Annotated in this window: 14 protein-coding genes and 2 pseudogenes; 12 read left to right on the top strand and 4 right to left on the bottom strand. The window is 45.3% G+C overall.

From position 1 onward, the window contains the following. Window positions 1–84: 84 nt before the first annotated feature. Window positions 85–2,034, bottom strand: a complete 1,950-nt coding sequence (locus ACA108_16925) for a UvrD-helicase domain-containing protein (GenBank protein XEX95028.1) — start codon at window positions 2,032–2,034, stop codon at window positions 85–87. Continuing rightward, window positions 2,031–4,340, bottom strand: a complete 2,310-nt coding sequence (locus ACA108_16930; protein XEX95029.1) for an AAA family ATPase — start codon at window positions 4,338–4,340, stop codon at window positions 2,031–2,033. Before ACA108_16930 ends, ACA108_16925 begins: the two co-directional genes overlap by 4 nt. Window positions 4,341–4,680: 340 nt before the next feature. Between ACA108_16930 and ACA108_16935 the strand changes: the two are divergent. Next, window positions 4,681–4,810: pseudogene (locus ACA108_16935) on the top strand (IS5/IS1182 family transposase). A 41-nt stretch (window positions 4,811–4,851) separates the two neighbouring features. Here the strand turns inward: ACA108_16935 and ACA108_16940 are convergent. Then, window positions 4,852–6,093 carry a hypothetical protein gene (locus ACA108_16940; protein XEX95030.1) on the bottom strand — a complete coding sequence of 414 codons (1,242 nt, stop codon included), beginning with the start codon at window positions 6,091–6,093 and terminating at the stop codon, window positions 4,852–4,854. A 160-nt stretch (window positions 6,094–6,253) separates the two neighbouring features. On the opposite strand from ACA108_16940, the gene ACA108_16945 reads away from it, so the two are divergent. After that, window positions 6,254–6,472 (top strand): AlpA family phage regulatory protein, encoded by a 219-nt coding sequence (locus tag ACA108_16945; protein ID XEX95031.1) that lies wholly within the window; start codon window positions 6,254–6,256, stop codon window positions 6,470–6,472. Between the two features lie 148 nt (window positions 6,473–6,620). Beyond that, complete coding sequence (locus ACA108_16950) at window positions 6,621–8,180, top strand: DUF3987 domain-containing protein (protein XEX95032.1); 1,560 nt, start codon at window positions 6,621–6,623, stop codon at window positions 8,178–8,180. 371 nt (window positions 8,181–8,551) lie between these two features. On the opposite strand, the gene ACA108_16955 is transcribed toward ACA108_16950, so the two are convergent. Further along, window positions 8,552–9,175 carry an inovirus Gp2 family protein gene (locus ACA108_16955; GenBank protein ID XEX95033.1) on the bottom strand — a complete coding sequence of 208 codons (624 nt, stop codon included), beginning with the start codon at window positions 9,173–9,175 and terminating at the stop codon, window positions 8,552–8,554. 593 nt (window positions 9,176–9,768) lie between these two features. Between ACA108_16955 and ACA108_16960 the strand changes: the two genes are divergently transcribed. The 9 genes and pseudogenes from ACA108_16960 to ACA108_17000 all read left to right on the top strand — a co-directional run bounded on the left by ACA108_16960 (window position 9,769) and on the right by ACA108_17000 (window position 14,728). Further along, on the top strand, window positions 9,769–10,203 hold the full coding sequence (locus tag ACA108_16960; protein ID XEX95034.1) for a hypothetical protein: 435 nt from the start codon (window positions 9,769–9,771) through the stop codon (window positions 10,201–10,203). A 19-nt stretch (window positions 10,204–10,222) separates the two neighbouring features. Next, window positions 10,223–11,026, top strand: coding sequence for a hypothetical protein (locus ACA108_16965; GenBank protein ID XEX95035.1), 804 nt, complete (start codon window positions 10,223–10,225; stop codon window positions 11,024–11,026). Between the two features lie 265 nt (window positions 11,027–11,291). Continuing rightward, window positions 11,292–11,720 (top strand): hypothetical protein, encoded by a 429-nt coding sequence (locus tag ACA108_16970; protein ID XEX95036.1) that lies wholly within the window; start codon window positions 11,292–11,294, stop codon window positions 11,718–11,720. Window positions 11,721–11,795: 75 nt separating this feature from the next. Then, window positions 11,796–12,617 carry a DUF932 domain-containing protein gene (locus ACA108_16975; GenBank protein XEX95037.1) on the top strand — a complete coding sequence of 274 codons (822 nt, stop codon included), beginning with the start codon at window positions 11,796–11,798 and terminating at the stop codon, window positions 12,615–12,617. Window positions 12,618–12,683: 66 nt separating this feature from the next. Then, complete coding sequence (gene radC, locus ACA108_16980; protein ID XEX95038.1) at window positions 12,684–13,154, top strand: DNA repair protein RadC; 471 nt, start codon at window positions 12,684–12,686, stop codon at window positions 13,152–13,154. A 12-nt stretch (window positions 13,155–13,166) separates the two neighbouring features. Continuing rightward, window positions 13,167–13,490 carry a type IV toxin-antitoxin system YeeU family antitoxin gene (locus ACA108_16985; protein XEX95039.1) on the top strand — a complete coding sequence of 108 codons (324 nt, stop codon included), beginning with the start codon at window positions 13,167–13,169 and terminating at the stop codon, window positions 13,488–13,490. Between the two features lie 36 nt (window positions 13,491–13,526). Beyond that, complete coding sequence (locus ACA108_16990) at window positions 13,527–13,847, top strand: TA system toxin CbtA family protein (GenBank protein XEX95040.1); 321 nt, start codon at window positions 13,527–13,529, stop codon at window positions 13,845–13,847. Window positions 13,848–14,292: 445 nt separating this feature from the next. Beyond that, window positions 14,293–14,433, top strand: a pseudogene (locus tag ACA108_16995) (integrase). A gap of 31 nt (window positions 14,434–14,464) precedes the next feature. Further along, window positions 14,465–14,728, top strand: coding sequence for a hypothetical protein (locus tag ACA108_17000; protein ID XEX95041.1), 264 nt, complete (start codon window positions 14,465–14,467; stop codon window positions 14,726–14,728). Window positions 14,729–14,784 lie beyond the last annotated feature (56 nt).

The following is a 14,784-nucleotide window of genomic DNA, read 5'->3' on the forward strand; positions in this document are numbered from 1 at the left end:
CATTCCGCATAGCAGGATATAGCCACAACGAAACCAACCGTTAGGTGCGATATCTGCCAACTAATATCAAATATGTCTGAAGCATTATGTGATTATTTGTATTTCGTCTTCAGCAAACCATTGACTCTCCTTAATTCGAGACAATGCTGCAACTGGATCGGACGACCAAAGCACTAAAGCGAGCGATTCTTGCGCCCTGCTACAAGTCACGTACAGCAAACGTAAAGTCCGGTCGATGGTTGTCTCCTTACCAGCCTCTACATTCTTTTTATCATTTGGACTTAACTCCGTACCACCAAAAATCTTGTCGTATTTAATGAGAGTCCCACCAGCAAGAGCATCATCCATTACAACCATGACGTGCTTGAACTCAGAGCCTTTAACTACCTGATGTGTTGCGAGCTCTGAAATTCCAGCAAGGTAATTCCGATAGCACTTAAGTTGTTTCCATGGAGCAGCAAACAGTGCACACCATCCACGGCGCATTCTTGTTTGCTTTGACTCATCCTCACCTCGTCCAGGAGCTTGCGGGGCAGGTGACTTGTCGGCATAAGCCTCATGAAGGCGATGATCTACTTCAAATAGTTTTCCACTTAAGACTGGTGCTAATACCTCCGCGACCGTTGACTCAGGGTTGGCGCAAGCCATTGCAAATATCGCTATCGCCTCGAGCATTTCATCAGTACGTTCAGCTCTTGCTTCTGAGTCCTCTGGCATATTGTCTAAACCGCCATAACGTCGAAAAACCTCAGTTGCCTTGAACTCATTCACAATTCCTTCATTACTCACGCAGGCTTCTAAATGCGCAAGCTCATTAAGCAAAATTTGTACTGTTGAAGGCCCCTTATTATCCCCACTGCCAGATGGCGCTGCAGCGTGGGGATCTAACAGAACCATTGCCTCATACACATCAAGAAACGAGCCACGAGTGGCGACGAGCTTATGTTCCAACGCAAGCAGCTGATATTTTTTTTGAATCCAGGCTACTGAACCACTAACTTCAAACATCTGTTCAGCACACCAGCGTTCGCTGAGCACTTTGTCGCCTGGACTTTGCAATGTATCCCCCAAGAAGAGCCGAACCGTTCCACCAGCCTTTTCTGTTCGGGGATGTTGTGCTGAACCCTTTGCTGGTTGCGTCCTACCTTCCAGTTCAGTTTCCCAGATTTTATTGATCAGAGTGACAATACGTCTCTGACTACGATGATTCATTTGTAATTCAGGCGTTGCCCAATTTTCCGGAACTATGCTTGGAAGATCGGCATGACCATCCATATAAATCCGTTGTCGATGATCTCCCAGCAGACCAAGAGTCAAATCTCTCTCCCGCTTTTTGGCAAGTATCATCAAGGAGTCCAGTACACCTTTCATCGTGTCCTGCGACTCATCAATAAGTATGATTGGATGTCGATCTTTAAGAATGGATTGGAGTGTTGGCTTGTTTCGAAGCAACCAAGCTGTCGCATCGAGTACGTAATTGTGCGGTAGAGCACCAGGCCCATGCGTATTGCGATCGGGATGGTAGATGAATACTTCAGTTGTCCGAAGAATCTCGATTTCATTCGTGATTTCGTCAAGGTCACGCTGTTTTGCTGCAGTAATACCCTTCGGTTTCGCTTGTGCCTCTGCAGTCTCTTTAGCGAGTTGAGCTTCTTTTACTGCTATAAGGGACTCACGAATGTCATCGTTGAACCCATTAATTAACTCCCAACAAAATGAATGGATGGTAGACACACTGACTAAGCTATTGTCCCCAAGACGTCCGTTGATTACAGAGACAGCGTTCTTTGTGTACGTTACCACTCTAATCGAACGCCCATACATCTTCAGGGACTGTGCCAATTGTCCCCCCTTCTCATGCTCGGTCACACCAGTAAGGCGACGCAAAACTTCCACCAATGTTCGTGTTTTACCAGAACCAGCCCCAGCAAAAAGGAAGTAGTTACGAGGCGGAACCTCTGTAAGATAGCCGCAAATCTCTTCGACTACTCCGGAATCACGATCATTGCCATTAATGATTGGCGAATTAGTCATGACATCAACTCCTTGCCTGGTTCCAACTGTGTCTGGAGCCATTCCAGTGCATCCTCAATATATTTGGGACAAGCGATCGGCTCATCCGCCGCGATCATTTCAAAGATGCTTGCGGCAAAGTCTCCTTTATTAAAAGACCCATGCATTAGATTATGCAAAGCTGAGAGCAGCTCTGGAATATTATCATTATCGGCAACCTTTCTAGCGACTGAGCCCAGCGCGCCCTTCGGCGGTTTGATTTGCTTTCCATCACCATCGACTTTTTCATCAATCAGTTGCTTAAACCAAGGGATATTTCTAAGAATTAGAGAGTCTTCAAAAGTACTTGGCCACTGACCATCAGCTTCGGCTACAGGCAATTGCCATGCGAATCGCACAGAACATTCGGCAATTTCGTTCCAGACAAGATGCTCATCTTTCGGGTTCTTGAAATCTTCAAGCTGTTGCAGCTTAGGATGCCATCCACGAAGAGTCGGGTTTCCGCATTGCAGCCCAGGCTGTCCTGTATTAGCCACAACAACCAAGGTTGTAGTCGGTTCCCCATTTTTTTTAGGCTTACCTGGTCTTTCTTCAACTGGATCGATATCAGTAATAATTACAGTTGGAATACGGAGTCTTTCAACGAGAGATCTTAGCCGATGAGCATGGCTACCACCAATATCAAGGAAGGACAGATAGCGGCTGTTGAGTATTGCAAAATCTCTTTCAATGAAAAGAGGCAACAGCATACGCTCAGCAACCCCCTCGACAAAGATTGCAGCATTGGCGAATAAAAGATCTGTGTGTTGAACGCGAAAATAACGCTCGGCGAATTGACGGGTCGTTTTGTCATCACCAAAAACTTGCCCTAGATTGACCACCTCAGTGGTAGGCATGGGTTTTTCTTCACTCTTAGCAATGCGACGAACATATCGTAGCCGGTCAAAATTCTCAGCATGTGCCAGATGACTAGAATGAGTACTGATAATCAATTGGCTTTTAAGTCCTAGCTCATCACTACCGTTAGGACTGATTAACTTATGTGCCTTGCCAGGAAATATACGTTGTACCTGGACGTGCAAATGAGCCTCGGGCTCCTCAATCATAACCAGGTGAACAGGTACTGGAGCGCCCTTCTCAGGATTTAGGCGAGCAGCCTTGAAAGAAACAAGTTGGTAGCTAAGCGATTGTAAATTCTGATAACCGAGACCAATGGAATATTCCGGGAGAAGCTCTTCTAACGAATCCTTCTGCATGCTGTATTGAACAGCGGTTCCATGGTCGAGTAAATCAGCTGTCTGTATGCGCGTGCGGAAATGAATCTCCTGAGGATCATGTAAACCAGGGTACCCAAGCTCTTTAACCTCTTCTACCGATGGTCCAATAGCCTCATGGATCTTTTTATCCAGTTCCTGCTGCGCATCAGCAACAGCTTTTATGAGGTCAGCTCGGTGCCCATGACCTGTTGCAGCCACATTTAGGTGCTGTCGAGCAAATTTGAGAAGCTGATTGGAGAACAAACCTATGCGATGAGGGCCAGAAGCAGATCGAGAATCGGCTTCCTCACTACCAAGGCCACGCTGTGCAGCCACAAAGTCTACTCGTATAAGTTTCTGCAGGTTTTTTCGATCAATTGGGCTAGAGTCAGCATCCAGTGTCTGGCTAACATAGGTCCTTATTCCGTCCAAAGGATTGTTATCAGCATCCAACTTATAAGCTCGAACTTGGCCCAGCAGGGAAGCTTCGCGTAGCCAAAAATCTAGGAGATCAATAGGCCAGGCAAGCGAATCCTTCCCCATATCCTTCACTGGCATTCTCGCCTGGTGATACTCCCAAGCTAGTTGCTTCAAATCCTCAATGTTCGTTGCGGGTTCCAGACGCAATCGGACACCTACTGCGCCGCCTTTCCAACTGAATTTTGATAGAAACGGAGAGACATAGTGGAACATACCGGCCTTAGCATCGAACCATAGGTCTAGCGTTGGCATCGCTGAAAGTAAGATTCCAAGTTGCTCTTCCCATTCATCTTCGGATGTGCCGGACGTAGATGGATCTTCCTCTAATGCGTCCCAAACTCTTCCAAGTGCCCGCAATTTTGGCCATTGAGAAATACTGATGTCGAAAGCACCAAATGGTGAGGTATCAGCAAGGAAGTGGCGCAGCGCTGCCAGAATTGATGTTTTGCCGCTATTGTTAGCGCCGACGAGGATAGTAGTCTTTGGGTCAACGTCCATTTGAACCTTGCCAAGTCGGCGGAATTGGGAAAGCTCAAGAAATCTTAGTGATATCTGTCCAGATAATGGTGTGATAGCTGGTGCTTCTGACATTTTGGCTCCTCTCAATCCATGTGGGAATGCGCCAACCTGTAGCAGCTTAGCGCCACGCCGCAAGCCCGAGTCCTTCAACCTTGATGCTCTTGAGGCACAATTAGAAAGAATTGACACGGCAAGTCATATTACCGCTTCGCTAAAAAATGCCAATCCTTAAATATACTCTAACTGATTCATGTCACAGTGTTTTTGGGCATAGGGTTAGCAATCGGCATGGCCTGTAGATTCGCGTAATGACGTAAACCCACTTGTTCAAGAACTATGTTCAAATATAAATCCTTCCTGAGAGTGATCCTACCCCAGCGCCAGAAGGCGCTGATAAAGTACCAGCAGACACATAAAACAGTTGTTCGGCGGAACACTGACGTTGCGTGACTACGACGGTCAGGTTGCAGAGGTTTTTGGGTATGGAGTGTGCGCTGAACGAAATGACTAAGGCGGAGATGCCAGAAAGCGTGCGTATTGCAAGAACGATGATCTGTTACAGGGAACTCGCCTTAAATTTTATTTATTCAACAAAGTCTTCAGAACCATCAAACCCCAGAGCCATGTCGTAACAACTATTGTCATTAAGATACCAGGGGAAGATGCATGGCTGATTCAATAAAAGGACATAATAATATCGAATTTTAGAGTAACTATTTTTTCTTACCGCTTTATGCCGCAAATACAAATTTCTAGCTGATACACTAAAACCAAACTCCATAAACTTAGATCTAATTTTTTCTGAAATTGTAAGACTATTATTACCCTCGTAATAAATCGCCAACTCTGGTTCTACCCAACGGCTAACCTCAATATCAAATGCTCCCAGCGTTCCTAGCCAGCTTGCTTGCGTGCCACCAAACATTCGTTTATGAAAATAAAATCTACTCATGTTTTTAAGAAGCATTTCGACATTTAAACCCGAAATATCACCCTTACACTGAAAAACCGCAAAGGAACCTGGATTATCTTCCAGCAGCCAAATGTCAACAAATCTTTTATAGTAATCAGCAATATTCTTTCGCTCGGTATGAGACATTCGGAGATCTGTGGTGGGTAAAATCAAAGTACCATTTTTATTGAGGGATATCATCACCGACAATGCTCTTTGCAGTATCTTAAACTCAAAAAGCAAGCCTGCACGAATGAACGACAGTGATAATTCAGAATCAAATCCCTTCACAAATTGGTCATTACGAGGCGAGTATTTCCCACATGAAACAATACCAAGATTCAACAACTCCCGATAAAAACAGAGAGGGGCATCAGGATATTCCAGTGCATAGCAACATTCGGTAAGACGGAATCTGATAAAACCCGGCATTGTAGATAACGCCTTATCATTCACTAATTCTTCCGTTGCCTGAAAAAAGAATTCTCTGTCCACGCCATTATAATCGGCAATATTGCAAAGCATGGCGATACTACAATTTCGGTTGTGTTCAACATATTGCTCGAGAAGCTCTCTGTTATAAGGTCTTCTACCATCAACATCTTTATTATTATGCTCAACTGTATCCGCAAAATAGTTGCTATCAATAGACAAGTAGATTTCAAGAGCACCCAGCAAATAATGCTTAGCTATCTGAGCCTGTTTTCCGGTTATCCCTTCACTCTGAAGTATGCTGTTGATTCTGCCAAAAATACGGCGATACCACTCTTCTGCAACGGGGTCTGCGCATATGAGACTCATCACCACCTGACTGAAGTGAAGACTGTCGATAGCATCAAACGCTGCTTTCTGTACGGATGTTGTGGCTGGCATAAGTTAGTGTCAAAAAAAGTAAGTAATAATTGCCAATTTTAGACACCATTCGACTTCATTACAATCCATCGTATACCAGCCAGTCGGCTCAGGTATTGAATAACGGAGAGCCGTTATTAAACAAATAACTTACATCCTTACAGTTCAATGAGGTAGAAAGATGACCACCTACACCCAGACGGTAAAAATCCTGCGCATGCGAGCAGTTGCGGCCAAACTCGGCATCGCTCGTTCCACCATCTACGACTGGCTGAATGCAAAGTCACCACGTCATGACCCGGCATTCCCGAAACCTTATCCGCTGGGTAAGCAGTCTGTAGGCTGGCTGGAGTCCGAACTGGATGAATGGATTCTTCATCGGAAACCAGCACTGTCCTGATTCATATCAACCTTCGCAGATAACAGTCGAAGGAACACCCTGAATTACCGCATAAATGAAGCTGCCACCGATGCCCTTACCCGGCAGGGTAAGTCACATCGGTGGTGCCATTTCTAAGTTATTTCGGTTTAATGCAAGGAAAATTAAAATGTCATATTTACCACCAACCTCCCCATATTCGCCTTCCCAGTCGAATCCTGTTTACCCCTTCCCAACGGAACAATTGCCTCCGCTGTTGCAGAATGCCATTCGCTATCTACAGGATGGGGGTAAAAATCCGGCTGAATTAGCCGCTAACGCAGTCCTCGGCGCGGTATCGATGGCCTGCCAGTATCATATTTCTGTATTCAACCCCTACACCCAAATGGAAGGGCATTGCGCACTTAACTTTCTAACACTTGCTGACTCAGGCACAGGGAAATCGACAATCATCAATCAGACAATGAAGCCCTTTGTTTCATTCAGAGAACGGTTGGCTGTTGAGTATTCGGATATATTGTCTGCCTGGCAGGAAGATTTTCTCATCTGGAAAACAAAGCATAAGGCTCTGAATAGTAGCCTGCTTGATGCTTTCAAAAAAGATCATGGTGTCGATGAAGCTCGGGCAGCGTTGAAATGTCATCCATCCATCGGCCCTTGCAAACCGATACTGCCCACGCTCGTTTACAATGACACCTCACATGCTGCGCTTATTGCTGGACTGGAAAAGTATCCTTATGCGGGCTTAATTTCTGATGAAGCCAGCAACTTTTTTGACTACCGACTCAAAGACAAACTGGCATTCCTGAACAAGGCTTGGGATGGCGACGTTTATGATTACAACCGTAGTAATCGTGAACCGATAAGTATTAAACCCACTCTGACAGTGTCATTGATGTTGCAGCCTTCCCTTTTTCTCGATTACATGAAAAAGGACGGTAATAAAGCGTTAGAGAGTGGCTTTTTATCCCGCTTCCTGTTCACAAATATCTATCCGGGTAACTCTTCGGGTTCAGGTATAATGGGCCATCGTCATAATTCGAACGTGCCCCATCGTGATGAGGCCGCATTAGCCTACTTTCATGCCCAAATTGATAAATTGCTCGAGCAGCAAAAGAAACAGATATACTTAGGTAGCACAGACAAGAAAGTAATTAGACTTTCATCTGAGGCTGAACTCTACTGGGAGCACCTGCGCGATAACTGGGTGGATCTGACGTTACAAGGTAATATCTGGTACTACATCAAACCAATGGTGCTGAAGGCCAACACAAATACATTACGTATTGCCGCAATGCTCAGTTATTTTTCCGATCAGGAGGCTGACATTATTTCTCTTGATACGCTTACGAAGGCAGCAACGATAATAGTCTGGTATCTCAACCATGCTGCATCCTGGTTTTATCAGTTCACTGATGAATCTAAATTTAAGCAAGACGCTTACGAACTCCATATGTGGATTTACCAACGATTTATTACCAATAACTGTATGCCAATCAAAAAGAATGATGTTATTAAATATGGACCCAACAAATTTCGCCGTAGTGATAAACTCGAACCACTACTGAATGCCATATTGAACACCGGGAGTATTTTATACTGTCGCTCAAACCCCCACTCTGCTGTGCATATTACATTGCGGATGAACAACGGAGGGTATGCTCCACTTATCGAGAATTTAGGGGGACCGCAGTTGTCTCCACAGCACGATATTAAACATCTCAATTAGATTTTCATTTTTAGGCTGGTAACAAACCCACATCACATGATGCGTAATTGTTATCAGCGCCTTCATCTCACTGGCTTGCAATCGGGAGGTATCTGCGAGCCTTTACCATTTGAGTATTTACCAAAGGTGTATTTTACTTCTGCTACAAACGCTACAGTAGCGGGCTGTAGCGATACTTTTAAAGATGCCTGCAATAAAAACCATTCAAATCGTGCAGTTATCCTTCAGTTTTGCTCCTGATGGTTCACCCCCCTGTAGTCTTGCTCCAAACGACTGCAAGCCGCTAATGTTAATATTGCGTTACACCACCAGTCGCTACAACTCTGCTACAGCTCTTATCGAATTACAGTTTAACGGTGCTACTAAATAATTCAGGACTGGCTGCAACCAAAATTCCTGTGTTTGTCAGAATTATCTTTACTAAATCGCTTAGCCAGATAAGACAGTCTTCTCATGATAGTATCGTAATGCCAGGCAAAATGTTCCCCATTTGCATTCAAATTAAAATCACCTTCATGTACAAACTCTATCAGGGGATAATATTTTTTTTGATACTCCGGATATGCGTGAAGGTTCAACGTTCTGATCCATGCCTCCATAATCATCAATCCCAGACAGTGAACGTAATGTCCCTGTATCGGATAATAGGTACCGGCACTGTAATAGGCATCGTTATTCAGCATCAATGCTACATGATAATGCTTCTTTCCTTTTTCTTCACCGAACTCTCTCGCCCATACATAACGAACGTTACGGGGATGAACTCGTTTACCCTGTTTTACCTTTCTCTTCTGCGTTTGTTTAATCTGTGATTTTAACGACTCCATAAAGCGGGTTATCAATTGATGATCTGTCTTATAGCTTTCGTAATTAGCATCAGGAAACCTCAGAATAATATTCAGGATAAACGTCCTTGGGTACTCACGTAAGGAATTCTGCAGTGTTTCATGAATACGGTTGATGTGATGCTGATTGTAACCCATATCGTTGCTCATACTTCAATCCTTGTGTTATTCATCTCAATACAATCTGCAGGAAGAGTTAATTAATACATTCAAATTTACATTCTAGGCAATAGTCAATGTTATTGACTTAACTGTATTAAGTCATCTTTATTATTATAATACCAATCAGACATTTAATATTAACCGACAGGCATTTTTGCTATAGAAGAAAGAAACACTTAATAACATCAATTAACTTACATAATATAGTCAATAATCACTCTGAAGTTAGATACTTTAAAATGAGTAATCAGCATTATGATGATTTGTGATTTATCCGACGGATAAAATTGTATTACAGATCATTTCAAACCTATATCACCCTGATGAATCAGTCTGACTAATGTCATTCGGTTGCTGCAACTTGTTGATCTGTCGCACCGATCGATACTCAACATTAGATAGCTTTAACCTATTGGTTATCATCAATTGATCGATTTTATAATAGATAATAACGATCAATTCCAGTTAACCGATCTGTATTAACGATTATCCGCAGCATCATTTAATCAATACGATCAGCCTGCTCCCCTTAAAACGGAAGCAGGCTTTTTTGTATGTAAATCATCAGGAAAGGAAACTAAATGCTCAGAAACCATTACGCAACTCTGGCTGGACTACTGGTGCTTAGCCACAGTGCCAGCGCCGAACAGGCTGACCAGCAATGGGGGGACTGGTACGGGAACATCAGTGCCATGGAGTTTGAACTCAATACTCAAAATGCTTCAGGTGAAGTGCTCACACTGACCTGTACAAGCGGAAAGCTGGCTGCTGCTTACAGCGTACCAGCGGAGGATTACCGCGTCTCGTCACAAACAGGACTTTCTGAACCTGGAGTCAGTATCAATGGTACGAACCATCCTCTGGATGAAACTGCCTTTACTGCGCTAAAAGCGACATGTGAAAAAGACGTAATAAAAATGACCTCTATGAATGCCGTTATCTCTAGAAAATTCAGCGCCAAAGGGCTGAATGAGGCACTGGCTGATGCCACATGGCAGGACTGCATTAATCATTAATAAACTGAAAGGAAACCTTATGCGTAAACTCGTTGTTTTATCTCTCAGCTCCGCAGCACTGTTTTTTCCATTGGTCTCGTCTGCAATGACAATTCACGGCGACATACATCCCGAACGCTATACCTTCTTTTTGACTCAGGAAGGCAGTAATCAACTTAAACAGGCAAATGACCGGATAGCGAAAAATCCGCAGGCTTATACGCTTGATGTGAATCATACCGGCATTCAACCCTTTGACGCTGTTCGCTGGGACGGGAAGCCTGTAAAAGCCGTCACCTGCATCCTGGTAGACGGCGTGATGATGGGACAAAAAGCCACGTGGTCACAATGTAAAGACGAGAGCGGTGCTGAGTATTTCGGCAATAAAGGTTGGCTGGTACGTGATTACGTCGCAAAAGCCTGTGAAGTCGGAAAATCAGATTGTCCTGTTTATCTTGTGCTTCAAACAGATCCTCCAACAATGCGAAGTGATATGGCTAACTTCGTTCCTGCCCCTAAAAACTTTAATGCTTCGACAAGCCTGACGGATGAAATTAAATCTGAAGGTTGCCAGATGGCGGATAACTCCTTTGAACATGCCAAAAGTAGTCTACGTTGTCGTGCCATTAATACCGTGCGTTTCATCCGCAAACAAAATACCGAAGCGGCATATGAAGCTGATGTAACTACCACGACAGGTGAAACATTCACGATGTCAGTGGGGTATTCCTACGGTAATCCGTCCGCCAACGAGCCGGGCTGGCGCACGATTTCGATCAACCAGGGAGACATCATTACTGATATCCGTAAGCAGGGCCATTGGGTTCCCAATGGTTATAAATAACCTTATCAGTGAGATAACTTTTTATTCGGCATTCAGCTAATTGAGGTTCCGTGGGAAAAACATTACAGCAGGAAACGCCACCAACCGTGGACTGTACCTGGCAACTTGTTTTGAGTGTTGCCGGTGTGACATTGATGCGCAGCAATTCTGTTGGGATTAAAGCACTGGGAGCCAGCCTCACCACACTGAGTCTGATACGCATCATAAAAAAACTTGCCACACTCGCCTGATCACCCTTTCTGAGCGCTCAGAGGATCAAAGTAATATGTCTGAAAATACCCAGGGGAAACTCAAAGGACTGAAAGAGAAATTCAGTATGCGGCGAAATGTCTCCTCCACTGATAATCCGGTTGAGCGGGTTGAAGAAAATGTCAGTGAGCAAACGACAGAAGGGCCAGAATCCCGTACTACACGATATAAGCGATTGCTCGATATTATCGTTATCAACGGCTTGTTGAACATTGCTGAAGATAAACTCAGTGACGATGTGTTTATCGAGTCGGTGTTCAGTAAGGCTTATGAGCTTCTGCCCGTACCGGTCAGACTGGTTGTCAGAAGGGAATGGTGCCTGGCTTATCTCCAGTCACGGAAAGCCCCGTTACTAGCGCAACTTCAGCTCTACCGGGCCGAAAGACACGGCTCAGCAGTACTGATGTCACCTGCGCTGCAACCAACGTTACCACCAGCGACCTAATCAGACTCATTAATAACAGACAGGGCCATCCTTCGGGGTGGCCTTTTTTATGCCCATTTTCTACAGGAGTTTTTTATGACCCGTTTAGCCAGCCGCTTCGGCTCAGTCAATCTTGTTCGCCGCGACCGCCCGTTAACCCGTGACGAACTGGCACACTATGTGCCGAGTGTCTTCAGCGAAGATAAACATGAATCCCGCAGTGACAGGTACACCTATATCCCGACTATTTCCCTTCTCGATAACCTACAACGCGAAGGCTTCCAGCCATTCTTTGCCTGCCAGACCCGAGTTCGGGACCAGAGCAAGCGAGAGCACACCAAACACATGCTGCGCCTGCGTCGCGAAGGCCAGATCACTGGCAAACAGGTGCCAGAAATCATCCTCCTTAATAGCCACGACGGCTCCAGTTCATACCAGATGCTACCGGGATTATTTCGTTCAGTTTGTCAGAATGGTTTGATTTGTGGTGAGTCGTTTGGGGAAGTACGCGTGCCGCATAAAGGTAATGTGGTGGAGAAAGTCATTGAAGGGGCTTACGAAGTATTGGGGATTTTTGACCGGGTGGAAGAGAAGCGCGATGCCATGCAGTCGCTTTTGTTACCGCCACCGGCACAGCAGGCGATGGCGAAAGCAGCATTAACCTATCGCTTTGGTGAAGAACATCAGCCGGTGACGGAATCGCAAATCCTTTCCCCGCGCAGATGGCAGGACGAGAGTAACGACCTGTGGACCACTTACCAGCGTATTCAGGAAAACCTGATTAAAGGTGGACTGTCTGGGCGAACTACCAAAGGTAAACGGGCCCATACACGCGCCGTTAAAGGTATCGACGGTGATGTGAAACTCAATCGTGCACTGTGGGTGATGGCCGAGAATATGCTGCTGCTCGCTTCATGAGTCTTTATTTCCATTATTCAGACCCTGCCAATAAAACGGTGGGGCTTTTTGTTTTAAGGAACGATTATGTCTGTAGTCAATTTATCTCCTGTATTTCCTGCAAATGAGCAGCGAGTCATTCGCCGTGCATTGCGCCTACTGGAGAAGTATCAGCGTCAGCCCAGTGAGTCATTTACCTCCACTAGTTTCACCAAAACATGGCTTCAGCTCCAGATGGCTCATCAGGAACGCGAAGTCTTTATCGTGCTGTATCTCGACAATCAGCACTGTCTGCTGGAACGAGAAACACTGTTTACCGGCACACTCAGCCATACCGAAGTGCATCCACGTGAAGTGGTTAAATCGGCCCTGAAGCGCAATGCAGCTGCGGTAATTCTTGCCCACAACCATCCATCGGGTACGACAGAAATCAGCCAGCAGGATAAACATATCACTCAGCGGATCGTAAAAGCGTTGGCACTGGTGGAAGTGCGGGTGCTGGATCATCTCGTAGTCGGGAACGAAGTGGTTTCTTTTGCCGAGCGTGGTTTGCTTTGAACGGAGGTATTCATGCCATTTACACCATCCCATGAGTGGGGGTTACAAAGCGATATCACCCCAAGATTTGGAGCCAGGTTAGTTCAAGAAGGCAATCGCCTACATTACCTCGCTGACAGAGCCGGTTTGACGGGGAGTTTTAGTCCAGAGCAATTACAGAAACTGGAACAAACTTTCTCTCTGTTTATAGCACAACTGGAAAATATGCTGCGTTCCGGCGAGCTCAACCCTCGTTGGCAACATCAGGTGAAGGTTAACCTTGCCGGATTAAGCTGTGTAGCTGATACCCGTGCCAGTTGCGGCTACGTTTACATTTCAATTTATCCAGCCCAGTAACACCTTCTATCTTCTTCTTTTACCAGGACTTCACTCATGCAAATTTCAACTGTACCGGCCACGGTGCCGGTTTCGTCACGTCTGTCGCCGGTTCAGGTATGGCAGCAATTGTTAACGTATCTTTTAGAGCACCATTACGGCCTCACACTTAACGACACACCATTCCATGACGATGCAGCAATACTGGAGCATATTGAAGCGGGAATAACGCTGGCTGATGCGGTAAATTTCCTGGTGGAGCGCTATGAACTTGTACGTATTGACCGCAAGGGATTCACCTGGCATGAACAAACACCTTTTCTTACCGCTACCGATATTCTCACAGCCAGGAAAGCTACCGGATTAATGCACACATAAATAGCGTTAGTCTTCCTTCCTATCTCGCCTTTCTTTTCTCATCAAAAATAGGTGAAAAAACTTTTAGGCACCTATATAGGCACCAAAGAAAAGTTGAATTAGAACTTAGGTCAACCATTTCAATATATTACATCACCAATTCAGACTCCCCCAGCCCACCAAAATCCTTTGTTGACGGTTACCAGAGCCAGATACGAAGTCCTGAAAGCCCGCTAGCGCAAGCTACGCGGGCTTTTTTGTGTCTGTTGTTTGTCCGTGGATGTCCGAGGAGATTCACCTGAATCCAGTGATAATTGGTACACGTTTAGGTATACGGTAAGATGTAGGTCTAAAAACGTATACCAATTATGGAAGGAATCCAGCCATGGCGCGGCTAACCCGCCCCCTCACTAACACCGAAGTTATACGAGCCAAAGCAGGCTATAAAGAGCTGACGCTTCATGAAGAGCACTTTGTTCCTTTATCTGCTCAAGCGTTAGAAATTTTGGAAGTCATGAAGACTATCAGTGCTCATCGTGAGCATGTTTTTCCAAGGAGAAACGATCCAAAGCAACCAATGAACAGCCAGACGGCTAATGCAGCAGTTTTATGGCCTATGGTACAATCACGGTGACCTGATGATCGCGAAAATTCTCACTCTGAGTGCATTGCTGGTTGTGTGGTTTATTGTAGCGTCAGTTGCCTGGACGACGCTGTTTCCTCTTGAATGGGTGCTATCCATCGATGGATACCTGGTATCACAAGGCATCCACATTTATGGCGAGCAGGAATTCGGCGATGAGCGGATTTATGACTTTATGGCTGATCTCTGTATCGCCAGCTCAGCTTTACTGTCAATCATTCTGACCACCCTCACCTACCGACTAACCCGACGTAAGTAATGAGTGGGGCCATGCCCCACTTTCAAGTTGTTGGATGGCGCTGCGCTTATCCAACC

Source organism: Dryocola sp. LX212, from assembly GCA_041504365.1.
Classification (GTDB): Bacteria; Pseudomonadota; Gammaproteobacteria; order Enterobacterales; family Enterobacteriaceae; genus Dryocola.